The 25,000-nt window shown below is 44.7% G+C and carries 25 protein-coding genes and 1 pseudogene; 21 read left to right on the top strand and 5 right to left on the bottom strand.

The window, feature by feature from the left end; genetic code table 11:
* Positions 1–118 precede the first annotated feature (118 nt).
* The 12 genes from CA598_RS07730 to CA598_RS07675 all read left to right on the top strand — a co-directional run bounded on the left by CA598_RS07730 (position 119) and on the right by CA598_RS07675 (position 11,085).
* Complete coding sequence (locus CA598_RS07730; protein WP_094876138.1) at positions 119–1,213, top strand: quinone-dependent dihydroorotate dehydrogenase; 1,095 nt, start codon at positions 119–121, stop codon at positions 1,211–1,213.
* Positions 1,214–1,243: 30 nt separating this feature from the next.
* Positions 1,244–2,056, top strand: coding sequence for a GTP diphosphokinase (gene yjbM / locus CA598_RS07725; protein ID WP_042126350.1), 813 nt, complete (start codon positions 1,244–1,246; stop codon positions 2,054–2,056).
* The gene (locus CA598_RS07720) at positions 2,046–2,498 is read left to right on the top strand and encodes a DUF309 domain-containing protein (protein ID WP_094872292.1); all 453 of its coding nucleotides are present in this window, start codon (positions 2,046–2,048) and stop codon (positions 2,496–2,498) included. Before yjbM ends, CA598_RS07720 begins: the two co-directional genes overlap by 11 nt.
* 102 nt (positions 2,499–2,600) lie before the next feature.
* Positions 2,601–4,121, top strand: coding sequence for an RsmB/NOP family class I SAM-dependent RNA methyltransferase (locus CA598_RS07715; RefSeq protein ID WP_094876137.1), 1,521 nt, complete (start codon positions 2,601–2,603; stop codon positions 4,119–4,121).
* A gap of 2 nt (positions 4,122–4,123) precedes the next feature.
* Entirely contained in the window at positions 4,124–4,888 is a 765-nt protein-coding gene (locus CA598_RS07710) for a pseudouridine synthase (protein ID WP_094876136.1), read from the top strand.
* 31 nt (positions 4,889–4,919) lie between these two features.
* Positions 4,920–5,720, top strand: coding sequence for a Cof-type HAD-IIB family hydrolase (locus tag CA598_RS07705; RefSeq protein ID WP_094872297.1), 801 nt, complete (start codon positions 4,920–4,922; stop codon positions 5,718–5,720).
* Between the two features lie 267 nt (positions 5,721–5,987).
* A complete protein-coding gene (locus tag CA598_RS07700; RefSeq protein WP_094876135.1) occupies positions 5,988–6,461 on the top strand; it encodes a hypothetical protein in 474 nt (157 codons plus the stop codon).
* A gap of 146 nt (positions 6,462–6,607) precedes the next feature.
* Positions 6,608–6,898, top strand: coding sequence for a hypothetical protein (locus CA598_RS07695; protein ID WP_094876134.1), 291 nt, complete (start codon positions 6,608–6,610; stop codon positions 6,896–6,898).
* Between the two features lie 325 nt (positions 6,899–7,223).
* Complete coding sequence (locus CA598_RS07690; protein WP_179281673.1) at positions 7,224–8,396, top strand: serine hydrolase domain-containing protein; 1,173 nt, start codon at positions 7,224–7,226, stop codon at positions 8,394–8,396.
* Positions 8,397–8,445: 49 nt separating this feature from the next.
* Complete coding sequence (locus CA598_RS07685; RefSeq protein ID WP_094872305.1) at positions 8,446–9,267, top strand: ABC transporter permease; 822 nt, start codon at positions 8,446–8,448, stop codon at positions 9,265–9,267.
* On the top strand, positions 9,264–10,046 hold the full coding sequence (locus CA598_RS07680) for an ABC transporter permease (protein ID WP_094876133.1): 783 nt from the start codon (positions 9,264–9,266) through the stop codon (positions 10,044–10,046). Before CA598_RS07685 ends, CA598_RS07680 begins: the two co-directional genes overlap by 4 nt.
* A gap of 22 nt (positions 10,047–10,068) precedes the next feature.
* Entirely contained in the window at positions 10,069–11,085 is a 1,017-nt protein-coding gene (locus CA598_RS07675) for an ABC transporter ATP-binding protein (RefSeq protein WP_256989927.1), read from the top strand.
* On the opposite strand, the gene CA598_RS07670 is transcribed toward CA598_RS07675, so the two are convergent.
* On the bottom strand, positions 11,054–11,623 hold the full coding sequence (locus CA598_RS07670; RefSeq protein ID WP_094876132.1) for a TetR/AcrR family transcriptional regulator: 570 nt from the start codon (positions 11,621–11,623) through the stop codon (positions 11,054–11,056). The two genes, CA598_RS07675 and CA598_RS07670, sit on opposite strands and share 32 nt — an antisense overlap.
* Before the next feature lie 165 nt (positions 11,624–11,788).
* On the opposite strand from CA598_RS07670, the gene CA598_RS07665 reads away from it, so the two are divergent.
* The 3 genes and pseudogenes from CA598_RS07665 to CA598_RS07655 all read left to right on the top strand — a co-directional run bounded on the left by CA598_RS07665 (position 11,789) and on the right by CA598_RS07655 (position 14,132).
* Entirely contained in the window at positions 11,789–12,721 is a 933-nt protein-coding gene (locus CA598_RS07665) for a ketopantoate reductase family protein (RefSeq protein ID WP_094876131.1), read from the top strand.
* Positions 12,722–12,883: 162 nt separating this feature from the next.
* Positions 12,884–13,525, top strand: a complete 642-nt coding sequence (locus CA598_RS07660) for a histidine phosphatase family protein (RefSeq protein WP_094876130.1) — start codon at positions 12,884–12,886, stop codon at positions 13,523–13,525.
* Positions 13,526–13,540: 15 nt separating this feature from the next.
* Positions 13,541–14,132 (top strand): annotated as a pseudogene (locus tag CA598_RS07655) (class I SAM-dependent methyltransferase).
* A gap of 70 nt (positions 14,133–14,202) precedes the next feature.
* On the opposite strand, the gene CA598_RS32700 reads toward CA598_RS07655, so the two are convergent.
* Both CA598_RS32700 and CA598_RS07650 read right to left on the bottom strand, forming a co-directional pair.
* Positions 14,203–14,295, bottom strand: coding sequence for a YjcZ family sporulation protein (locus tag CA598_RS32700; RefSeq protein WP_218832587.1), 93 nt, complete (start codon positions 14,293–14,295; stop codon positions 14,203–14,205).
* A gap of 111 nt (positions 14,296–14,406) precedes the next feature.
* Complete coding sequence (locus CA598_RS07650; RefSeq protein WP_094876129.1) at positions 14,407–15,810, bottom strand: RsmB/NOP family class I SAM-dependent RNA methyltransferase; 1,404 nt, start codon at positions 15,808–15,810, stop codon at positions 14,407–14,409.
* Positions 15,811–15,967: 157 nt separating this feature from the next.
* Between CA598_RS07650 and CA598_RS07645 the strand changes: the two genes are divergently transcribed.
* The 3 genes from CA598_RS07645 to CA598_RS07635 are packed head-to-tail and all read left to right on the top strand — an operon-like array spanning position 15,968 to position 21,656.
* Positions 15,968–17,104, top strand: coding sequence for a glycosyltransferase family 4 protein (locus CA598_RS07645; RefSeq protein WP_094872315.1), 1,137 nt, complete (start codon positions 15,968–15,970; stop codon positions 17,102–17,104).
* 6 nt (positions 17,105–17,110) lie between these two features.
* Positions 17,111–18,421 (top strand): metallophosphoesterase family protein, encoded by a 1,311-nt coding sequence (locus tag CA598_RS07640; protein WP_094876128.1) that lies wholly within the window; start codon positions 17,111–17,113, stop codon positions 18,419–18,421.
* Complete coding sequence (locus tag CA598_RS07635) at positions 18,411–21,656, top strand: ATP-binding protein (RefSeq protein ID WP_094876127.1); 3,246 nt, start codon at positions 18,411–18,413, stop codon at positions 21,654–21,656. Before CA598_RS07640 ends, CA598_RS07635 begins: the two co-directional genes overlap by 11 nt.
* Here the strand turns inward: CA598_RS07635 and CA598_RS07630 are convergent.
* On the bottom strand, positions 21,643–22,755 hold the full coding sequence (locus tag CA598_RS07630) for a YkvI family membrane protein (RefSeq protein ID WP_094874797.1): 1,113 nt from the start codon (positions 22,753–22,755) through the stop codon (positions 21,643–21,645). The two genes, CA598_RS07635 and CA598_RS07630, sit on opposite strands and share 14 nt — an antisense overlap.
* Positions 22,756–22,929: 174 nt before the next feature.
* On the opposite strand from CA598_RS07630, the gene CA598_RS07625 reads away from it, so the two are divergent.
* The 3 genes from CA598_RS07625 (at position 22,930) to CA598_RS07615 (ending at position 24,267) form a co-directional block, all read left to right on the top strand.
* A complete protein-coding gene (locus tag CA598_RS07625; protein WP_076283133.1) occupies positions 22,930–23,502 on the top strand; it encodes a xanthine phosphoribosyltransferase in 573 nt (190 codons plus the stop codon).
* A gap of 111 nt (positions 23,503–23,613) precedes the next feature.
* Positions 23,614–23,931: a hypothetical protein gene (locus CA598_RS07620; protein ID WP_036689410.1), complete on the top strand. Its 318-nt coding sequence runs from the start codon at positions 23,614–23,616 to the stop codon at positions 23,929–23,931.
* Positions 23,932–24,048: 117 nt separating this feature from the next.
* Entirely contained in the window at positions 24,049–24,267 is a 219-nt protein-coding gene (locus CA598_RS07615) for a hypothetical protein (RefSeq protein ID WP_094876126.1), read from the top strand.
* Positions 24,268–24,340: 73 nt separating this feature from the next.
* On the opposite strand, the gene CA598_RS07610 is transcribed toward CA598_RS07615, so the two are convergent.
* Positions 24,341–24,787: a YhjD family protein gene (locus tag CA598_RS07610; protein ID WP_094876125.1), complete on the bottom strand. Its 447-nt coding sequence runs from the start codon at positions 24,785–24,787 to the stop codon at positions 24,341–24,343.
* Between the last annotated feature and the right edge of the window lie 213 nt (positions 24,788–25,000).

The following is a 25,000-nucleotide window of genomic DNA, read 5'->3' as shown; positions in this document are numbered from 1 at the left end:
ACATACTCGCACTGTAAAATACTTTTCTTTTGTTCAAGAAAAGGCTAAAATTAAGAAGAAACCTACAGAAACGGGTAGACACGTGGATTAGTGAAGTACCCCTTAAGGAGCGAGAACGGTGTTGTATCGTAATTTTGGTAAACCAATTTTTTTCAAGATTGATCCCGAGAAGGCTCACCATCTCGTCATAGGTGGATTGGATAAATCGTCATCCGTGCCAGGTGGAAGCGCGGCGCTACGTTTAATGTACGGAGTTCCTGAAACGGCGGATTTAGCGGTTGATCTGTTTGGCACGCATTTCCCGACGCCAGTTGGTCTTGCTGCAGGTTTAGATAAAAATGCCGATGCGGTAGTCGGATTCTCTTCGATCGGGTTTGGATTTATGGAAGTGGGCACGGTTACCCCTAAGGGTCAACCGGGTAATGATAGCCCTCGATTGTTCCGTCTTCCTTCGGATGAAGCGCTGATTAATCGAATGGGCTTCAATAATGAAGGGGCTGATGCTATGGCACAGCGTCTGAAGAAATTAAAGAATCGGAGAATTCCTATAGCAGTTAATATTGGCCGGAATAAGATAACTAGTAATGAAGCGGCTCATGAAGACTATCGTCAGTGCATCCGTACGCTTTATCCGTACGGTGATTTTTTTGTGGTCAATATCAGCTCGCCGAATACACCTGGTCTTCGCAATCTCCAGCATGGCAGTGAATTATCGTTCCTGCTGGCGCAAGTGAAGGAAGAAATGGAGATTCAGCGTAAAGCGACCGGGATTACCAAAAGCTTGTTGGTTAAAATAGCACCAGACGTAAGTGATGGAGAGCTGGAGTATATGGTTCAGACGCTGACAGAAGCTGGTATGGATGGTATTATTGCTACGAATACTACATTGAACCGTGATGGACTTAGTCATGAAAAGGCTAATGAGACGGGGGGCTTAAGCGGCAAACCGCTGCGGGACCGCTCAACGGAGATCATTCGCAGTATTTATAGCCAGACGGAAGGGAAGATGCCGATCATAGGATCAGGCGGCATTTTCACCAGTCAGGATGCGTATGACAAGATAAGAGCAGGTGCGAGTCTGGTCGAAATTTATACAGCTCTCATCTACGAAGGACCGGAGGTTAACCGCAAATTGCATGCCGGATTACGGCAGCTATTACGGCGGGATGGATTCAGTCATATCTCTGAAGCAGTGGGTGCTGATCATCACTGAAGGAGACGAAAGGACAGGAGGACGAAGGCGATGGACGGCAGGGACTGGGGAACTTTTTTGCTTCCATATGAACAGACTGTGGAAGAATTGAAAGTTAAATTCAAAACAATGCGTTCGGAGTTGAAGAAAAGAGAGGAATACACGCCGATAGAATTCGTAACAGGGCGTGTAAAGCGGCTGTCAAGCATTCTGGAAAAGGCGAAACGGCTGAATGTGAAGATGGAAGATCTGGAGACGGGGATTGAAGACATTGCAGGAATTCGGATCATGTGCCAATTCGTGGAGGATATCCGCAGAGTGGCCGAATATATCCGGGCCCGTAAGGACCTTGAAGTACTCTATGAGAAGGATTACATCACTAATTATAAAGAAAGCGGCTACCGCAGCTTCCATATGATTATTAAATATCCTGTGCAAACAGCGCTTGGCCAGAAAATTGTGCTCGCGGAGATCCAAATTCGTACGCTAGCTATGAATTTCTGGGCTACCATAGAGCATTCCCTGAACTATAAATATCGTGAGAGTCTGCCCGATGAAATGCGTGTTCGACTAAAGACGGCAGCCGAAGCAGCATCGATCCTCGACAGTGAAATGTCCAGTATTCGGGAAGAGATTCTGGAAGCACAGAAGACATTTGAGGAAAACTCGAATATGACCACTCAGATTCTCAAGGCTATTCATCAATTGTATTTCTATCACTTGGTGAATGAGGCTATAGATACGCAGGCTCGCTTTAACGAAATATGGCAGGTTCAGGATATGGAAGCGATGAAGGAACTTCTAGATCATGTGCGGGGACTTCTTTCCGCAGCTAAAAAGGATAGTTTGCCGGATGGCTTATGAACCATTGTACTTGGAATACCTAGTGTACTTTAATCGTGACAGGGATTATTTCGAATGTCACGAGGTACTCGAAGAACTGTGGCTTGCCCAGGAACGAGATCCTTTGTACAAAGCACTTCTCCAAGTAGCGGTAGGGTTATACCATTTTCGCAATCAGAATGTGCGCGGTGCAGCTATTATGCTGAGTGGTGCTTCTGCCAAACTGGAAGAATATCCAGCAGCGACACTCGGGATTAATCTGGCGAAACTCGTGGAGGAAGTGAAAGATTATGTTCGGCGCTTAGCATCATATGATGAGCGGCCATTTTCTTATTACGATCTAACCATAGAGATTATTGATCCAAGTCTAGCGGACCAAGTGGAGAATGCAGCTGTAGCTATCACACCAAATAACCCTCAACGACGTGGTCCTCAGAGACCGACATCCTTTCATCGTAAGTAAAAGATCCTCTATATATGAGTATTGTATAAGGGACACCCGTAAGGGTGTTCCTTGAATCTTTAAACACCTAAATTTTTGCAATACTATCAGGAGGACGGCATCATGGCGGCACAATTGCCCAGTTCTTTCAGCGAGCGTATGATGGCCATGCTGGGAACAGATTATAATCAATTTGCGGATTCTTATAAGGAAACCCCATACGGAGGCGTCCGTGTTAACACCTTGAAGATTTCCGTGGAGAGCTTAAAGGCTCTTTCTACTTTAGGACTGGAACCCATTCCTTGGTGTCCGACAGGATTTTATACAGAGAACGGGGCTAGACCTGGTAAACATCCTCACTACCACGCAGGTTTGTATTACATTCAAGAGCCGAGTGCGATGGCACCTGTGGAATTGCTTAATATTGAACCAGGTGATCGTGTACTTGATTTATGTGCCGCTCCTGGAGGTAAATCTACGCAGATTTCTGCCAAGCTGTTAGGTGAAGGATTCCTGGTTAGTAATGACCTTCATCCAGAACGGACTAAAGCCCTAGCCAAAAATCTGGAGCTTTACGGGGTTCGTAATGGTATTGTACTGAACGAAAGTCCAGATCATATCGCGGCTGCATTCCCGCTTTTTTTTGACAAGATCTTGATTGATGCTCCTTGCTCTGGTGAAGGGATGTTCCGTAAAGATGAAGACATGGTGAAGCAGTGGGATTCAGGTACACCTGCCAAATATGCTTCCATGCAGCGGGATATTTTACGTTCTGCTGCAACAGCATTGGCACCGGGAGGTACCCTTGTCTATTCCACCTGTACGTTTGCCACAGAAGAAAATGAAGAAATTATAGCGGAGTTTATTTCTGAACATCCACAATTCTCAGTGGTAACGGTAGGAGGTACAGGCTCATTCGCTCCTGGCTTTGGAGCACTCTCAGGTACAGCTAGACTGTGGCCGCATAAGGTGAAAGGCGAAGGACATTTCATGGCTGTACTGCAACATGGAGGAACGAAGCTTTCAATGGAGGAACGTGATCACTTAGAGGTCAAGTTTAAGGAATCTGCAAGAACTACTACTCCAAAAGGTGTAGCACATGTTAAATCATCCAATAAATCAGAAGGAAGACGGGGGAAAGAAGGGAGACCTTCTCACAAACCTACTGGGGGAGCTGACAGTGGTCGGCAAGGCTCTGTTGAGGAGCAAGCTTTGGCTCTGTATGGGAATTTTGTACGAGATCAGCTTGGGTGGGAACCTAAAGGATATCCGGTTCTGTTCGGTGACCATCTGTACATTTCTCCACTTCCTAAGGAAAGACTAAATGGATTAAAGACGATTCGTCCAGGATGGTATGTAGGACAAATCCGTAACGGAAGATTTATCCCGGGACATCCGATGGCTACAGCTTTGCATCCGGAAGAAAGCTGCCGAAGTGTCTCACTCTCCAGTACGAATCATGAAGCTATTTCCTATCTTAAAGGAGAGACGTTGTCGATTTCTCAAGAACGTCTCTCTATTAGAATAGGAAGTGCCCAAAAGGGATATGTTCTGGTCTGCATTGATGGCTACAGCGCAGGCTGGGGTAAGTGGCAGGATGGCATACTCAAGAACGAATATCCCGCAGGCTGGAGGTGGATGTAACAATGAGCCAATCAGGTAAGCCCGCCAAAAAACAACGATTAGATAAAGTGTTGTCCCATATTGGAGTGGGGTCGCGCAGTGATATCCGTAAACAAGCTAAACAAGGCTTAATATTGGTGAACGGGACAGTGGTAAAAGATAGTGGGTTTCATGTGGATCCTTATGCCGATAAAATAGAGGTAGGGGGAGAGGTTGTTACCTACCGTGAATTCGTATATCTTATGATGAACAAACCCCCGGGTGTCCTGTCAGCTACGGAGGACAAGCGGGATCGGACAGTTTTGGATCTATTAAAGCACGAATATGCACAGTTTGAGCCGTTTCCAGTAGGAAGGCTAGATAAGGATACTGTAGGACTGCTGCTGATCACTAATGATGGGAAGCTTGCCCATGAATTGCTGTCGCCACGTAAGCATGTCCCGAAAACGTACGAGGCAACCATCGAGGGCGATGTAGACGCGGATGATGTCGCGGCTTTTGCAGCAGGGGTGGAGCTAGAAGATGGCTACGTTACTTTACCTGCACACTTAACCATTCTTGGTAGAGAGCGTGGCGGCAAAGTGATTTCTCATATTTCACTTATCATCACTGAGGGGAAATTTCATCAGGTGAAGCGTATGTTTCAGGCGGTTGGCAAAAAAGTCACTTTTCTGAAACGTGTATCTATGGGAGAATTGAAGCTGGATGAAAGTCTGCCGCTGGGAGCTTGTCGGGAACTGACGTTAGAGGAACTGGCACTCTTAGGTACAGAATCATCTCAAGGATAATATAGAAAAAGAAAGACAAGGATGGTGGAGTATGAGATACAAACTGATTGCACTAGATGTGGACGGTACGCTATTAAATGATGATCACCACTTAAGCTCTGAGAATAAGGAAGCTATTGCTGAGGTTACACGTCTTGGCGGTCAAATCGTATTGTGTACGGGACGCAGTCCACAGAACTCGATTCCTTTCATGGAGGAAATGGGGCTGACCGGTTACGTGCTTGGTCACAATGGAGCAGCGACGGTACGAGTGGAAGATCGAGAAGTGCTGCATCAATATGGTATGGATGCACGTGGTCTTGACCCCTATATTGACTATTGCCGTAAGCACAATATTCATTATGATGTGAATACTGCTTTTGATATGTATGTTGATAATGTAGAGAATCTGACTAAAGAAGCTAATTATATGTATGAGCACTTCCGCATTGTGCCAGCGACGCTACCAGCCTGGGAAGATTTCCGTGAACCGGTTGTTAAGTTTACTGTATTTACACAGCCAGAAATCCTTGACGAAGCTGAACGTGAATGGCGTACTTGGGCTCCTGAGTACAATATTTTGCGGAGTGGTGAATTTTTCGTTGATTTGATGCATCCCGAATCTTCTAAGGGCAACGCATTAAGAAATCTCGCTGTGAAGCTGGGAATTCCGCAAGAAGAAGTCCTCTCTATCGGTAATTATTTTAATGATATTTCTATGCTTACTTATGCGGGGATGGGCGTGGCGATGGATAATTCTCCTATAGAGGTAAAAGCGGCAGCGAATGCTGTTACGGGTTCGAACAACGAGCATGGTGTGCGTGATGCACTGGTTAAATACTGTTTATCCTAAGTTCTTTTGAATTTGAAGAATAAGTTTAGATGCAAAGCATAAAGCGGGCTTAAATCCGTTTTATGCTTTTTTGTTATTGAAAAAGTCGGTTGTTCCACTACTCTTTGATTTGCAAATTTCATTTTCTCCTTCAATCTCTAATCATATTTGATATAATTGATAGATATTAATTCCAATATTTAGTTGATATGTAATTAGTAACATGATGGGATACGGACTCCGATAAGTTGTTAGCTTTTACTGATATGAATACGAAGGAGGGAAAGGATGAGGCGTACTTCTTATTATGTGTTATTAATTTTGATTATTCTAATAAGTGGATGTAGCGGTGGTAATCCAGATAGAAATTTAACAATGAATTATGATTTCGCTGAACCGTTTAGATTTCCATTTGAAGTGAATGAAGTTCGTACGGAAGTAGAAATGGATGATCCATATGCACTCCAACAATATGTATTTCATTATAAAAATAAGCAGACTACACAGGAAATAAAGTTAATTCTTAGTAAGGTTTTTGATGATCCAGAGAATATATCAGAGGTAGGTAAGTCACCTTTTACACTAAAAAATGGTAAGCAAGCCTATTACGAGGAGGATGAGAATAGTCAATCCATTTGGTGGGAAAGTAAAGATGGTTTCTTGGCCCGCTTTGTTTATTATATCAACGGGTATCTTGATCCGTTAGGTGATTACAAATTGAATGATTCTGATTTAATAGACTTAGCTAATCAGGTTCAGTAATTTTATGAATGCACATCCGTCTAGGATTAAGCTATTGGAACCCATAGTAAAGCTTAAAGGGGTGAAATGTTATTCGAAGTTCTTTAATACATGTACTCCCGTTAATTCTCCTTATATTTCTGTTGGGATGTAATAATGACGGATATATGCTAAAAGGGGAAAGTGAAAGTTGGAAAGGTGACTATAGAGTTAGTGTTACAGGAAATAGCAGGAGTGGAAAATATACCTTTAACTATCAGAAAGATGATTGGAAAGATGTTGGTAAATACACTGTAACCGTCGGTAAGAACGAGCTCATTTTAGAAGAAGATGGTTTGTTAAACCGCTCAATAATAATCACGGATGATCAAATTAGTTCAATTCACGATCAAGAAAGTACTAAAGATGTAAGCATTGAATGGGACGGGAAAAAAGAAAAAATTGAATTAAGCAGGTAGGCGTAACATACGCCATTACTATCCCCAGGCACCATAGGATGTTTTATGGATCATAAGGCTTAGCTGATGGAGAGACTGTTCAACCCAAAAGCGTAACATGGAAATTATTCGTTAATACTAAGGTAGAACAGCGTTTTCAGCTCGATTCATGGCAGCAGCCAACTGGAAGCGAGGCCGTATAGAATATTTAAATATAAAGTTGACCTTCCAGTTTGGTGGCTTTTGTTGTAAGAATAGTAGTGTAAGGGTATTATTGGTAAGGTGCATATTTACATTTTTGAGAATTGATATTGCAATTCGTAGAATGATAGGGGGAGTGCGAATCATGTTATCATCCACAGAGCTAAGCAAGCTGAATGAGGCGAATTACAGGGAGGACCGTTTAGAGGCACTTAATCATTTTTATGAGGATCTCTGTGATCAGAAAGTGGCTGATGGTTATATTTATTCTCTTAGTCGTTATGGAAAAATATTTGTTAATGGAGCGGGGGGACGCTTCAGTTACGAAGAAGATAGCACCCAAGGAATGAAAACGGATACAATCTTTCGGATCGCTTCAATTACTAAGCTCTTTACGGCAACAGCGATCTGGCAGCTAGCAGATGACGGTAAGATTTTCATGGGGCAGCCAGTTAGTTCTATTCTTCCTGAGTTTGATGCCGATCCTTTTAAGCCGATTACGATTGCTCATTTACTGACGCATACCTCCGGCATCGCACCTGATCATGGCACTATAAGTGATACCTACTATAAAAGTGCATGGTGGTATATTTATGAATCAGAGCTCGGAAAAGAAAACTGGATAAAAGCCGGACTTTCTTATGGTATTCGTTTTCCGGTAGGCACGCAATGGATGTATTCCTCGTTCGGATACGTGGTTCTTGGTGCAATTATCGAGAAAATAACAGGTGTGTTTGCAGAAGATTACATAATGGACAACATTGTAAAACCGTTAGGCATGACAGATACTTTCTTTGATATACCGCCTGAGAAAGCTGGTAGGATCGCCATTCGTTCGGAAGAGGCTAAGGAATATCTTCAGAAACTTCAAGCAGGCGATCTAACCGATGAAGAAAGAAAGTCTGATGAGGAAATCAAGACTCCCGGGACTGGTGGGGGACTGTATTCAACCGTTAATGATCTACAAAAGTTCGGAATCATGCTGCTTAACCAAGGGGAATACGAAGGTGGTCATATCTTAAGCCGGATGGCTGTTCAGAAAATGACCAAGCGGTTTAATTCTGAGAAGCTTCCAAATTACGCATGGGGAGATGGAGGAGCAGATAGACCCTACGGTCTTGGGCCAGACCTTCGATATAATGAAAGTACATCTTATTCTGAAGGCACTTTTTTTCACGAAGGATGGGGGTCTTGTTCTTTGGTCGTTGATCCGGTAGAAAAGCTGATTGCCGTTTGGTATATCCCTTTTCATAAAAATATATGGGACGGTAGAGGGATTTTCGGCTCAAACAATGTGATCTGGTCCGGACTCGAATAAGAAAAAGATTATATGTTGTGAGATATCAAAGATAGGCAGGATGTGACTTATGTTTGAGAAGATAAAGCACCGCTTTCACGTTATGAGAGCGGTTGCTTTTGTTACTTATAAGGAATGGAGTGCGTACAGAACGCATTCGATGGTTTCTATTTTTGTAGGCCCGGTATATTTTCTAGTGCAGTATTATATATGGAGCGCTGTTTATAGCGGAGAATCCTCTATTAATGGGATGTCGCTCTCTCAGATGCTCTCTTATTTTTGCGCCACGATGTTGATCAACTACTTGACCATGGATTTTGCCGATTGGAACTTACAAATGCTCATTCGCACCGGGAAGTTCATTACGTTCTCTTTAAGACCAATGAATCATATGTTCTATGCATTGTCTCAGAAGGCAGGGCATAGGGTACTTGGGCTTCTATTTGAATTTATACCCTGCTTTATGATCTTCTTCTTTATTTTTCATATTGATGTTATACCCGCAAATTTACTATACGCAATTCTTTCTATAGCGATGGCGTTCATGATGAATTTTTTCATTCATTATAGTATTGGAATGGTCGCCTTTTGGATGGTGCAATCCTCCAGTATTCGTAACTTTTTCAGTCTTTGTGAGGGGATATTCTCAGGATCACTGATTCCATTAGTCTTTTTCCCAAAATCCTTACAGATGGCTTCCTTTTTCTTACCGTTTCAATATACGACCTTTCTGCCTGCAATGGTCTATACAGGTAGCTATACTTTAGCTGATATAACCTTACCTATTCCTCAAGTTTTGTTGTTACAGTTCATAGCTGTTATTATTGCCGGAATAGTCTGCCGGGTGCTGTATGCGGTATCGCTTAAGCATTTTACGGGGGTGGGCGCATGAAACGTATGTATCTAATCTACAAAACTTGTATGAAGGCGAATATTGCTTCTGCGATCACCTATCGTGTTAATTTTATTCTTAATAGTTTGATCATGCTCATAGGGAATGGGTTGTTTCCCTTAGTAACGGTGTTCATCTATAATTCGAATGCTTCATTTGAAGGATGGACCTTTAAAGAGGCACTATTAATTCAATCTGTGTTTATTCTGTCTACGGCTTGTGCCGGGATTTTTTTTAACGGAATTATGTGGAATACGATGTCCCATGTAGTCGAGGGTACGCTGGAAGTGGTATTAATTAAACCGACCTCGAGCTTATTTTTACTGTTGGCTAGATCTTTTGAATTCGAAAGTATCGGGCTTTTGGGTGGTGGGGTAATTATGTTCGCGTACGCTCTTAGTGGAATCGAAGGGGTGACTTTCAGCTCTTGGTTATTATTCCTGTTGTTGTTTGGAGCTGGGCTGCTGGTCATGTTCGGCGTGGCGCTTATCGTTGCAGCGATTTCCTTCAAATGGGTGGCGAATTCCCGCTTGCCGGAGATGTTTGAAAGTATTAAGTCTTTTGGGCGGTATCCAGGGACGATTTTCCCTAAAGCAGTCGTAGCAGTAAGTTCTTTTCTATTTCCGGTTTCCATGATTGCTTACTTTCCAGCATCTACTCTGATTGGACGATGGGATGCCTATTTTTTTATAGCGATTATCCCTTGTGTGTTATTTGCTGCCTTCGGAATTTGGCTCTATACGTACATGCTTCGTAGTTACAAAAGTGCCGGAGGATGAATTTGTATGAAGGAGAATTACATTGGATATTATTACCGTCAAAAACTTAACTAAGCAATATGAAACCTATCACCGTGGACAAGATGCAAAAAGCGTATTTAAAAGTCTGTTTCACCGTGAAAAATCGATAATTACCTCTGTAGAGGATCTTTCGTTCAGTGTTGGAAAAGGAGAGATCATTGGCATTCTAGGTCCAAACGGTGCGGGGAAATCAACGACGATTAAAATGCTGACAGGCGTTCTCTATCCCACATCGGGAGAAATAAATGTTCTTGGGTACAACCCTCATAAGCAGAAAAATCAATATGTAAAACAAATCGGGGTATTGTTCGGACAGAAATCGCAGTTAATTTGGGACATTCCTCCTTTGGATAGCTTTTATATGAACAAGGAAATATATGATATTCCCATGAATGATTTTCGTACAAGACTAGACCGGTTTGTAAGTATGTTCGAAATTGGCGATATTATCACTAAACCTACGCGAACCCTCTCTCTGGGGGAACGAATGAAATGTGAGTTTATTATGGCCATGCTTCATTCTCCGCCAGTGGTTTTTTTGGATGAGCCAACGATCGGGCTGGATGTTATAGCTAAACAAAGAATCAGAGAATTCATTAAGCAAATGAATCAGGAAGGCACCACATTTATTCTAACGACACATGATTTGGAAGACGTTGAGCGTTTGGTGCAAAGAGTACTAATTATTCATCAAGGTAAAAAAGTTTATGACGATAAGTTCTCCGAACTTCGACTTCATCTGGGCGCTAAAAAAGTGGTCAGGCTTTCTGCAGCTACAACGATTGGAGATATTGACCTGCCTGGGACTCTGATATCGGATAGAATATCGGATTACGAAGTGGAATTAGAAATCGATACCGAGCAGTGTAAAATGGGTGAGTTTCTTCATATTCTTAGCGAAAAGGTAGAGATTCTTGATATATCCATTAAGGAAATCCCGATTGAAAAGATTATTAGCTCTATTTATGAGATAGACAATGACAGTCTCAAGACTGAGTACGGATCATCTGCAGATTAAGTTCAAGCATGGACCATAACTTTTCGGTGATCTCTTTTGCAGAACAAGGATTGTTATGAGTAAACCACCATTCAATTACGCCGACAGTCGCCGAACTCAAAAATTGCACGGATATATCCTTACTTAACTCATCTAGGTTTAAATTGTTTTCTAAGAATTGTAATTTGATCTGATTATTTATCATATCTTGTAATTGGTTTCTAAAGGAGAGCAGCGTTTTGTTTCTTAATAAAGTCTTATAAAAGAGAGCATTCTCCTCCAATTGTTCCAGCGTGCGGAGTAATGATGACTTAGAGGGATTAGGTTCGGTTTCATCCTCCACTGCGGAGCAGCTTTCGATTAGTTGTTGGAGCTGAGCCGCCAGGCATTTATCCATCAGATCGTATTTATCCGCATAATGGGAATAAATCGTTCCGCGGTTTACATCAGCGCGCTCTGCGATTTCGTTAATTGTTATTTTTTCAAAATCTTTTTCAGCCATCAGTTGAATGAATGCATTCATGATGGCTGTTTGGTTTTTTTTAATTCTTCTATCCATGGTAATACTCCCTTTTTATTAAACAATATGTTGTGATCTGTTGAAAAACCAACAAAACCGATAAATCTAGCGATTGATACATACTGGAGATGTGCTAATCTGATTTTATCGAACAGTTGATTGTAAATCAACAAATGTCTAAAAAGGGATAGAGGGGTTACTATTATGAGAGTATTAGTTTTTGGAGCGGGAGTTTTAGGCAGCTATCTTGCGCATGTCCTAGTGCGTGGGGGAAACGATGTTACGGTGCTTGCCAGAGGGAAGCGTGCGGAACAATTGACGAAAGACGGACTTGTACTTCGTCATTATTTTCAATATAAAAACACTGTTGATGCTGTAAAAGTCATCTCTGAGCTTCAAACGGATGATCGCTATGATCTAATTTTTGTTGTTATGAAATACAATGATTTTCCAGCCGTCTTACCTACTTTAGCTAATAATCAGAGTCTGAATATAATTCTTGTGGGGAATAATGGCGATGCCCATGGGATGCAACAAGATTTACAGGAAATGAGCAATGTGAGGAAAAATATAGTCTTCGGATTTCAGCTTAGTGCAGGAATTCGTGAAGCTAGCGGTCGCGTTATCAAAATACACGCAGGAGGGCAAATGGTACTTGGCAGTCTAGACGGTGAGATTCCAATAAAGCCTTTACTGGAAAATGCGTTTAACAATGTTAAGTATAAGCTAACTTATCATGAGGATATGGATGCTTGGCTTAAAAGCCATATCGTGCCGATCGTGGCATTAAACTCTCTTAGTTATCTTCATGACGGGGATTTGAAAAAAGTATCCAAGGACAAAAAGTTATTAAAACAAGCTATTTCAGTCATGGATGAGGGATTTCAGATCATGGAGGCATTAGGGTATACGATCACGCCTGCAGGTCAAGTTAACGTTATTCGAAAACATAAACAGGCTGTATACTATGGCCTAAAAATCATTCATAAATTACCGTTTATGAAATTAGTAGATGGTTCTTTCAGCGAAATTGTTGCGATGTTTGATTCGTTCGATATTTTGAAGCAACAAGCAAAGGTTGCGACGCCCCATTGGGATCAACTTCAAAAACAAGCGATCTCGAAGTATAATGGATAGTCTATACGAATTGGCAGTAGGAATAAATACTCAGCTTAAAGGGCTACCGATGAGACGGTGGCTTTTTTAGCTGGGAGGATAGAAATGTTTAGCAAAAATGGAGGATTAATAAAGTGTGTTATGGAAATGTATAACAATCTTTGATCTGGAGGTATACATTCAATGGCTATATATTTTATGAGGCATGGAATAGATGATGAGGGCTTTCGTGGGGGGTGGAGTCAACGCGGACTTGTAGTAGAGGGGTATAGACAAGCCGAACGGCTTGGTTGTTATCTTAAGGAGAATCAATCTAACTTTAACATCACTCGTATCCTTAGCAGTGATTTGCAACGTGCGTTAGATACAGCAAATGAGATAGCCAGAGCGCTTAGCTTGCCTGTTGAAAGCAGTTCAAATTGGAGAGAAACAAACAATGGTGTAATCGCTGGAATGCCCCATGAAATCGCAAATGAACGATACCCGGGTCTTTATTTCTCGGCTTTAAGAATGGATGAAAGATTTCCAGGAGGAGAAAGTCCTCAGGAGTTTTTTACGCGAATAAGTTCAAGTCTCTCAAATTTATGTATTGAACTGGAGAGTACTGATCCAAATGAAAATGTAATTGTGGTCACTCATGGTGGCGTAATCAATGTTATATACCATATTTTAAAAGGGCTAACATGGACGAATAAGAATGCCCATTTCCCGACTTCATATACTAGTATTCATAAAATAGAGTATCAAGTAGATAAGTGGTTAGTTACAGCTGAAAATCTTACGGAACATATATCAAGTGATCAGGCTGCTGGTATGGGCAATTGATAGGGAGGTACAGATATGGGATTATTGAATACGCTGATCGATCAAGCTAAGAACCCGAGAGGGTTTGTGGGGAATATCATGATCAAGATCATGAACCAGGCGCATACTAGCATAACAGCGTGGGGGCTTAAAAAAATTTCAGATTATAAACAACGCACCTATTCTGGACATAGGCTGTGGTGGCGGTCAAACTATACATATGCTTTCAAACCAAAATAAACATCAGGAAATCTACGGAATAGATTATTCACAACAAGCTGTGGAGACATCCATTCAAAAAAACAATAAGGCTGTAGCTGCGGGTAGGGTAAAGATTAGTCGGGGAGACGTATCAGCGTTACCATTCAACGATGGATTTTTCGGGACGATTACGGCTATTCAAACGCATTATTTCTGGCCCGATCTTGAACATGATATAAGTGAAGTGTTTAGGGTGCTGAAGGCAGGCGGAACGTTTGTTATGATTTCCGAAATCTATAAAATCAATTATCACATGAAAAAATATACAAAAAATGATGAGATCGATCAGTTATTTCGGCAATCCGGCTTTCAAACGGTGAATATTCACGAGAACAATAAATGGAGATGCTATATCGGAAAGAAATAAAGCGGCCGCACCGCCCTAAAAAGGACGACACAGCCGCTTTAATTTCACCGTCTATTTAGTCGGGTTGGTATTAAACGAACAACGAACGGGAGATGATTACAAGCAAGATAAAAAGTACCAAGATCGCACCAGTCGAAGTGAAGCCTCCTCCAAATTCACCCATGATATATTCCTCCTTAACGTATGACTTATTCTCATTGCTGCAGCGGGTGTCGCAGCTTTCTGAGATAATGACATCATATGCCAAAGTGGACTAGATGAACTGGTCAATGGCCTATTGCTCGTCAATATGGGCTTTTAAGATGCGGAGTCCTTTAGGAAGATGATTCTTAAGTTGGCCTGCACTCGCTTTGCCCCAACTAATTGGCAAACCATCTAAAGTTACAAGTGTCCAACCATGTAATTCCACGGGCACAGGTAAGCTTTCGCCCCGGAGCCAAGCATGAATTTCCAGCCCCCCACTACTGAGATCAAAACTACGAGTTACTTGTGTGTGTTGAATCGCCATTGCAAGGGCGTGAGCAGGCTCAATCCGATTTTTCTTCAAATGGGCAATATGTAGCCCGGCTCGTGGAATACGCAAACCATCCAGCAGCCCCGTATGGAGGTTGCCTTTAAAGGATTCAGGCAGCAAATAAAGGGATTCTCCGAACAGCAGAGGGACGCCTTGATATGAGAAACCAGGCAGTTCTACCGCTGCCCAGTCTTGGAATAACTGATACGCATCGCGAATGGAAGAATTAATTTTTAGGTTGCTTTTGCCTCGACGTTTATTGGTGCTGCGTTTGGCATCATCATTAACGTCGTTTTCGATGACACTTTGTTTACGTAGGAGTGCAACAAAGTGGCCTTCGCCTTTTTCTAAATGTGGCCAAAGGCGCTTGTGGGCAAGAAGTTCCATATCGGGGTATCGATCCGTCATTCGGGAAATGGTCTCTTCATTCTCTTGGCGGTTAAAGGTACAAGTAGAGTAGGCTAGAGTCCCCCCAGGCTTAAGCATCAGGTAGGCGTCTTGCAGAATGTCCCATTGTCTCGCTGCACACATAACCACATGATCCGGAGACCACTCTTGAACGGCTTTTGGGTCTTTTCGGAACATGCCTTCTCCTGAGCAAGGTGCGTCTAACATAATTCGATCAAAAACTTGCGGGAAGCGCGAAGACAGCTGTTCTGGCGTTGCACAGGTTACGAGGGTATTCATTATGCCTAAACGTTCTACGTTCTCTGCAAGGATTTTTGCGCGCTCTGGATGAATTTCATTAGAGATTAAGAGGCCTTGTCCTTGCATTAAACCAGCGATATGCGTAGTTTTACCGCCAGGGGCTGCTGCAAGGTCGAGAACGGTTTCACCGGGTTTAGGTGCCAGCATTTCAGCTGCGGACATTGCGGAAGGCTCCTGAATATAATATAGTCCAGCAGCATGGTAAGGGTGTCGACCTGGGCGAGCGGGTGCTTCATAATAATAACCATCAGGGCACCATGGGATAGGTTTTAAATCAAATTGTGAGACTGTGCGCTCTACTGCAACTTGACCTGCATCAGAGATACTTTTCAGTGGATTAAAACGAAGTCCCTGCGTTCGTGGTGCTGAATAACTTTCTAGAAAAGCATTTGCCTCTTCCCCCAGCATTTCTTGTATATATGCGGTGTAAGAGGCAGGCAGCTGTTCTTCCTTCATAGTTCATTCTCCTTTTTCTTAGTTGCTGTTTCATGTTTATACCGATAAAATCAAGGTATGGGGAACGTAATCGTACCTGAAATTCTACATATACACAACTATATCATAATTGCCAAGTCTTACTGTACGTAAGGCAATTGTAAAGGGGATGTACCATATGAATTTGCTGCAAGCGCTCTTCTTCCCGCCGGAGCAACCCGGTGGTGTATCATCCATGATCCCTTATCTTCAGGAGAGGTTCCGTTCAAGCCGCTGGGAAATGGATTTGTTTTGGTTACCTAAGCGGATTCGCAACAAGGGACATGAAGAAGTCATATTCGAGACCTTTGATTGGACCCAGTTTGGGGAAAGTCAGATCGTTCAGAAATATATTCAGACCTATCGTGATTATCTATGGTGGACTAAACTGCGAATGAGCAAGGCCTATGATCTAATCCATTCCCATCATCCAATTGCTGGTTTAGCGATGAAAAAAATATTTCCAGATACTCCGTTAATTCAAACCTTACACTCGAGTTATGAGCGAGAGCTGATTCTTAATGGAGCTATTTCTGAGGGTGGGCTTGAGCATCAGTTTCTTGTTTCGCTTTATCGTGAACTTGAGCATGTTAGTGATCGCTTAATGACCGTGTCACAAGCTTTTGCAGAGTATGTGGCACCTTATATTCTAGATCCTTCTAATATAGGAGTAATACCGAATGGTTTTGATGAAAAAAGGTTTAAGCCAGTTCCGCATGACAATGCTGTACCGCAGCTAGTAACTGTGACGCGCCTAGTTCCAGCCAAAGGCATTGATACTTTACTTAAGGCCTGTGCTGAGCTTAAAGATCGCGGCCATGAGTATGTCCTGCATATTATTGGTGATGGGCCTTCCCGTACGGATTTGGAAAATATGGCTAAACAATTAGGGATTTATAATGAAACGATTTTTTATGGATACACCCTTCATCCAGAAGAATTTATGCCATTCTTTGATATTTTCGTGCTGCCTTCTCGGGCCGAAGCCTTCGGATCGGTGTTTGCAGAAGCGGCGCTTAGCTGCCTGGCTTTAGTGGGGACGAATGTCGGTGGGATACCAGAGCAGATTGAAGATGGTGTGAATGGTCTGCTGGTCAGTCCGGATGATGAGATTGCTCTTGCTGACGCTTTAGAGAAGGTGATCTCCGATCCGGCTTATCGTTACGAGCTTTCTCGTTCAGCTTGGGATAAAGCGAAAAGCTTGTATTCGCTGACTCGTGTCGCGAATGAACTTAAAAAAACATACTTACAGTATCCCTCAGGAACGAAAGGGTGAGCAGCTATGATTCCATTTCGATTTCTACATGCTGCTGACTTACATCTGGATAGCCGTTTTGCTGGGCTGGCGCATATTTCGCCAGCCATTCGTTCTTATTTACGTGAGTCAACCTTCGCCGCCCTCGGGCGGCTTGTCCGCGTTGCCATCCAAGAGAACGTTGATTTTATTGTCATCAGTGGAGATGTGTACGATGTTTCTGACGCTTCCTTACAGGGTCAGCTACGATTTCAGGAAGCACTCAAGGAACTGGGTCAGCAAGGAATACACGTGTTTCTGATCCATGGCAACCATGATCCACTTGACGGATTGCGTCTGACTACAGAAATGCCAAAGCATGTTACCGTGTTTGGAGGAGAGAAGCCAGATCTCGCTACGGCTTACCGACGAAAAGATGGACAAGAAGTGGCTATTGTTAGTGGAATCTCCTATCCGACAGCGAAAGTTACGGACAACACTGCAGTGACCTTTTCTCGAAAGCCTGGCAGCCTTCTGTTTCATATTGCTATGCTGCATGGGAATGTAGACGGTGATTTGCTGCACGAGACGTATTCTCCATGCAGTCGTAGGGACCTTATCGAACGGGGGTTTGATTATTGGGCACTTGGACATATCCATAAACGAAGTGTATTGCATGAGAAACCAGCGATTGTGTATCCAGGCAATATACAAGGGCGCAGCATCAAGGAAACCGGAGCAAAAGGTTGTTATGTTGTGGATGTTGATGAAGCTGGAAGTACACTGTTAGAGTTTCATGAGCTTGATTATGTTCGCTGGCAGGTACGGGATCTGTCCATTGAGGGATTGAGTAATGAAGCAGAATGGATACAAAGGGTAGAGCAGGTGATTGACGATATCAGAGAGGAACTCCCGGAGCTGATGTCAGTGGTCAGACTTCGTCTGATCGGACGGGGGGACGTACATAAAGTATTAGCAGAAAAAGGAGCGGCAGAGGATCTGCTGTCTGAACTCCAGCGCCGTGAGACGATTCGGGCGGAACGTAAGGATTATAAGGGACTTGTCTGGGTGGAAGGATTTGCTGTAGAGTCCGGGTTAGCTATTGACCGGGAAAGGTTATTAGAGGAGGATAGCTTTCTTGGAGAAATGCTGCGAATTACAGAGCGTACGGAACATTCAGCAGAAGCGCTTGAAGAATTAATAAACAGTGCGCTTAAGCCGCTCATGGAGAACCAGGAGCTGCGACAGCTGCTCTCGGGGACAAGTCAAGAGGAGAAGTTAAGTTGGCTTCGTAGTGCAGCGGAACAGGGGATTACCCTGCTCGGTGGAATGGAGGGTGCTCCCGAAGATGAGAATTGAACATTTGCAAATCCATGGCTTCGGACGTTTGTATAACCGAGAGATTGATCTATCGGAAGGAGTTACTATACTCTATGGACGGAATGAAGCAGGAAAAAGCACTACGTTACAGTTTATTCGTTCCATGCTGTTCGGAATTCCAAGTCGTGGTAACCCTACGGAGAGATATGAACCTATGCAAGGCGGATTACATGGGGGAATACTAAAGGCACGTGATAGTAATGGTGCCCTGTGGACCATTCGTCGCCATACAGCTGGTGGTGAGGGCTCAGGAAGAAATGAGAAGCTGAACATCACGGTTAACCATCCGAATGGAACCACGCAAGAGCTAGGGCAAGCTGAAATGGAGCGGCTTCTGCTTGGTGGTATCTCTCGGAGCATGTTCCATCAATTGTTCGCGGTTTCTCTCGATGAGCTGCAGGAGCTTGCTGCGCTTCAATCAGAAGAGATGGGCAGCTTTCTCTTTCACGCGGGTATGGGCGGTGGAGGAACGATCATGCGGGCGGAACGCCGATTGGTACAGGAAGCTGAGAAGCTGTATAAACCTCGGGGCAAGCTGCAGGAAGCTGCTAAAATCGTTCAGGCTATTGAGAAACTAGAGCGCCAGATGGCGGAGAGCCGCTCTTATCTTCCGCGCTATAACGGTAATATAGCTGCCTTAAAGGTTACGGAATCTGAGCTGGATCAACTGGAACAACAACGTAAGCTTACTGGAGACAAGCTTGTGATGCTTCGCAAAGCTCAAGATGTTCGTGAATTGTGGTTAAAATGGAGCGATGCGCAGCTCGAACTGCAGGACCTGCCAGTGATTACAACCTTTCCTGAAGATGGAGCGATTCGCTATCAGGCACTTGAAGGTGAGATTCGGAATGCCCAGGGAGCAGTAACTCGTGATGAACGTCTGCAAAGTGAGCTTACGGCTGAGCTGGCGCAGAATCCGCCGGATTCGTTGTTAACAGCGCAAGGGCCTGCCCTGGAGCGGCTGGACCGTCATCGGAGCAGCTATGAGAACCTGCGAGCGGAAAGACAGCGGCTAGAAGGTGAATTGACCGCGCTGAAAGAGCATTTGCAGCGAATTCTGCGAGGGATTGATGCCAGCTGGAGCGCGGCAGAGCTGACTTCATTTTCGGGTGCAGCGGCGGATCGTGAAGCTGCACGGAGGTTTGCGGCGGCGTTCGCGAGTTATGATCGCCGCATGGAAGCGGAGGGCGCAGCGCGGCAGACGCTTCGATCCCGCTTGGCCGCTGCCTCAGCTTCGCTGCAGGCAGCGGAACGGGCGCTGGCGCGTGAACACGCCACCGGCGCCGAATCCTTTGCGCAGCTGGCTCCGCGCAGCGCTAGAGAATTGCTGCAGCTGTGGGACGAGCTGCAGCAGGCGGCCGAGCGCTGGCGCGAAGCGCAGCTCAGCGCAGGGCCGCAGCGCGGCCCCGGCGCCGGAAGTGACGGCCCTGGCGCACAGCGCATGGCCGCGCTCTACCGGCGCCTGCTGTGGGCTGGGGCAGCACTAACCGTGCTGCTGCCCACAGCGCTGTGGCTGACCGGTGCACCGCCGGTCAGCGCCGTGCTTGCGATCGGCCTGCTTGGTGCGGCCGATCTGGCCCTTTGGGCCGGCCTCAGCGGAGCGCGCCGGCCGGAAGCATCCCCGCCAGGGCATGGCGGGGATGTGGGCACTGCCGCAGCCGAGATGCTGCGGCTGCGGGGGCAGCTGCTCTCCGGTGCAGAGCCGGAGAGCACTATGCCGGGGCGGCGATCGGCCGCCCCGGGGTCCAGCCCTGACGCAGGCGGGCTGGAGGCCTCCATGAGGGGGCTTCGCAGGCTCATGGAGGCTTGGTCAGCTTGGCGGCAGCGCATTGAACGCTATGCCGCCGAGCGGGATGCCTGCCGCACGGAGCTGGAGACGCTGGCGGCGCAAGAGAAGGTGCTCGAGGAAGAAATGAGCCGAGCGGAGCTGGCTTTCACGCAAACCGCTGAGCAATATGAAGAATGGCTGCGTGAGCGCAGATTGCCCGAAGGCTTGTCCCCGGAAGGGCTGACGGATATCTTCGCTATGGTGGAGCAGGGGAACGAACTGCTGCGCCAAGAGCATAAGCTCTTTTTACGACTGAAGGAGCTTGAAGAGGAGTGTACTGTGTTCGAGGAGGAACTGCTTGCGCTTATTCATGACTCAGGTACCGATCCTCTGGACGAGTCTGGCGTGGCGGCAACTAGCTTTGAGATGGATCCACAGGATGGACAGCGACGATCTGCACTAACTTTACTAAGCTGGCTGGAACTTCGAAAAAGAGCTTGGGATGAGCTGAAAAAGGATCTGATTCGGCGGGAAGGTATTCATTCCCGGTTACAAGAACTACTGGAAGAGCTTAAAGAGAGCCATAGGGTATTAGATGAACTTAGAGAACAGCGTGACCAATTGCTGCATGAAGGCGGAGCAATTGGTGGTGAGGATTTCCTACGCAGATCGGCTGGTGTACAGCGGCGTAGTGAGCTGAATAAATCCATTCGCCAGTGGGAGCTTGCTATGTTTGGAGGCTGGGAGGAAGAGCGAGTTACCGCTCTGCAAGTATTATTAGCTCATCATGATGCCTCAGCACTCCAGAAAGAGCGAACAGCAGCAGAAGAGCTAGCTGAACGGGAGGAAGAAATGTGGAACACCCTGCTGGAGCAACGAGGGAAGCTGCTACAGGAAAGGGAGTATTTGAAAGAACGCTGTATGGAGGACTCAGTTATTCAGCAATTGGAAGAGCAGAGAGCTGCTCTGCGAATCGTGGCTGATAAGTATGCGGTAGCTGCATTAACTGCTGAATTAATCGGAAGAACCCGCCGTATTTATGAACAGGAGAAGCAACCGCAGGTACTTTTGCTTGCATCTGACTATTTCTCCAAGCTGACCGAAGGGGAATACAAGAGAGTAGTTATGACTCTAGGTCATAAAGAACTAAAAGCGGAACACAAAGATGCTGGACTGCTGGACAGCGGTCTGCTCAGCCGTGGGACGGCAGAACAGTTGTACCTTTCCATCCGCTTGGCACTTGCTGAGACGATGTCTCGGCAAGTAACGCTGCCACTGCTGTTCGATGATCTATTCGTCAATTTTGACGAAGCTCGTCTTCATGCTGCGCTTTCACTGCTTGGTGAACTGTCGGTCTCCCGCCAGATTGTGATGATGACCTGTCACAAGCATGTGGCGGAAGCGGCAGCACGAATCATTCCAACAGCAGCAGTTATTTCCGTGTAACTGGTTTTATGGATACAAGGCTGTTCCCTTTTCCGTTCGAACCCGATGAGGAATCGCTACGTGGTGGGGTAGACCATGGCGTACGTAGTAGCATGACAGCCCAGACCATCGACAAAGCTCCGAAGATCGGGTAGAAGATGGAGAGAAGTGAGCTAAAGCCAAACTGGCTCAGTAAATAACAGACCAACATTAGAATCGGCGTAATTAATGTGGGTTTAACAGGAATTCGTTGTTTAAGCTGCATAGTAACACCATAAATGTCGGCTACAAACGTACTGAAGATCTCACAAAAGATCAGAAGCAAATATATAGTTTGTACTACAGTACCCAACCGGATAGCTATGTTGCCCATAGGGATTTCAAATTGGAGAATACCCGGCATCTGTGAGCTCATCGCGAAATGTGCGGCGATCAACATAAAGCCGATTCCGGCACCACCAATAATACCGCCCCAGACAAGCGATTTTTCTTCATCAGTATGTCGCGCCATGGGCACTAATACGGCTTGAGCCATACCTAGATTGAAGGCGGTGTAGAGCAGCGGTGACATCCAAGCGCCAAATATAGTCCGATCTGTTTCTAGGAATAAGAACCGCTGAGCTCCTGGAATTTGAAAGGTATTAAAAATAATGATGAGTGACAGCGTAAGCATTAATGGGACGATCAGACTGTTCATTTGCAGAATACCGGAAATTCCCCGTTTAAGCAGAAAATAAGAACCAACCAGCGTCAGTATTAGCCCTGTTTGATAATGAAGTCCAAGATGCTCTTGAAATATAGCGCCCGCGCCTGCAAGCATAATACTGTTGACACCGATTAAGATGACCATCGTGAACAAACTAATGGTGCTTCCGACTTGGTCGCCGAAGAGGTGTCGGTTAAAGTCTTCATAAGACTCTGCTTCTATGCGCCGAGCGATGACCATCATTTTCGTACCCAGCCATATGAACAGTATAGTAGAGAGCAGGATGGTCAGGACTGCCCAGTGTCCGTAACGAGTGAAGAATTTTAATATTTCTTGTCCGGTGGCGAATCCGGCTCCTACAATGGTGCCAATGTAAGTGAATGCGATCTGTAATGTTCGGACATGTGATTTCATGGCTCCCCTCCTAATAGTTTTAAGAACAAAAGAAAAATCATAATGCGTGCTATGCAGGATTGCCTTGTGTACTCTGTATAGTACAGGTTATGATGAGGATCAGTAGGACATGACTTCCGTGATTCATTTGTACGGAACGTCTGCGATTATAAAGGGTATTGGAGGTTCAAAGTCATGGAAGTGTTGAAACAGCGGATTTTGGAGGAAGGTGTCGTCGTTTCAGATGAAGTGCTGAAGCTGGATGCACTGTTGAATCATCAGGTAGATCCACAGCTTACGATGGAAATGGGACGGGAGTTTGCCGGGAGGTTTGCGGACTGCGGAATTACACGTATTGTGACCGTGGAATCCTCGGGCATTGCCGTGGCATTTGCCACCGCATATGAGTTAAAGGTGCCGTTAGTTTTTGCACGTCGCAAAAAAACACTGTTAGCAGATCCGGACGCACTTTGTGAAAGAGTTCCTTCTTTTACGAAAGGTATTGTCACCGACATTATGTTGTCTCGGCAATTCATCTCTCCAGAGGATAAAATCCTCTTTATCGATGATATCATTGCTAATGGTGATGCTGCACGTGGATTGATTAAGATCATCGAGCGCTCTGGCGCTGAGCTGGTAGGTCTTGGCGTTGTAGTGGAAAAAAGCTTTCAGGCTGGAGCTCGGACAATCAAAGAACAAGGCATCCGACTGGAGTCACTCGTAAGAATTACTTCTCTTAGTGGTGGCACCATTGAATTTGGGGAATAACCCGTTTTAGAGATAAGAACAGGCCTAAACAGGCCTATTTTTCAAACAACTGCTTTTCACCCTATAGATTTTCCTTTATAATAAAATCAGACATAGGGAGGAGGCGTCACAATGGGGAAAGAACCGGTGACTGAGCAATTTTTTATTGATAAATTAACCGAGGCCAAGGATCACTTCGAGCGTGCGCTGGATTGCAAACACACGGAATTCGACGATCTGTATCCCTATATGATTGAACATCCTCAGTTTTTTTGGTACAAACGCTATGTAGCTTGGTCAGAGCTTCTGACAATTAAAGGTTTATGTGAGGAACTTTCCTTCCCTTGGAGGGAGAAATTCACTACAAACCAAGTGGAGTATCTGGAGCAACGTGTGATGTCCGCTAAAGTTCTTGATTTCTGGTTCGAGAAGAATGAAGCGCTGATATAAGAATGCTTTAGTAGACATGCAATTGGTCAATTATTTATACGAGGCCCAGATGATTTTTCATTTGGGTCTTTTTTCTTAATGAAAATAGGATAAGCTATACAGAGGGAGGGATTCATGATGATTAGCGATGAACAATTGGATGCGTACCGAATTTCCGGCGAGAAAATTCGTGTGGTCCGGGATGGCATAGAAAGTAACGATGTAAAAGGGATTGTTCTGGCTTGGGATGATTCGCAGGTAATGATACGTCGTCAGAATAGACGAGTAGTAAAGCTAGATCGGAATTATTTATTCCAACCCTTCAGCGAACCAAGGAAAGAACTTGATAATATATAGTTTCCGCAGCAGAACAGCTCCTTACCCAAATTGGGTGGGGAGCTGTTCTGCTAACATCTATGCCTCTGACGGATTATATACTTAGAGCTAGCTGGGTGTCACTTTCTTCTCTGGAGAGTATAGAGAGCTCTGTGGACAGTCCGAGATATGCACGCATTCGCAGCAACATCTCTCTACGGAATCCTGGCCATAATATATTCAGTTCACCTTGATATCCTCTACAGGAGTACAAGGCCTCAACTCCTCGTTGATCTTGGCGAACGGTTGTGATCTTCAGATCATGCGAACTCAATTCGCGCGTAACCTCTTGGAGCATTAATGAGGTTTTCTTAGTGGCACCAGACACGAGCTCCATATAAAGCTGAGGGGTCTTAAACAGGCCGCTCTTGCTGATTACACGGCAGTCACGCTCGAAAACTTTATGAATAAACGTTAGCAGCAAATAGCTTCTGACAAGGGACAGTTCTTCTTTAGTAATATCTTCATCAACAATGGATGTCTTTAACTTCGTAGTCGCCATTATAAATCACCTCATTTATATTATGCGAACTTTTGTTCTCATTATACCTTATAATCGGAAGTAAAAGCAATAATTATCCATAAAATAATGATCGACAAGAAAATCTGTAAAATATATTGACGCTTTAATCTCAGCATGATATGATACTTCTTGTGACCGCAAGATTGATATGTAGTCATTATGATGTGCGGTCGTGGCGGAATTGGCAGACGC

It is taken from the genome of Paenibacillus sp. VTT E-133291 (assembly GCF_002264395.1).
Taxonomy (GTDB): Bacteria; Bacillota; Bacilli; order Paenibacillales; family Paenibacillaceae; genus Paenibacillus_AQ; species Paenibacillus_AQ nitricinens.
This window is presented reverse-complemented; position numbering and strand designations above follow the sequence as displayed.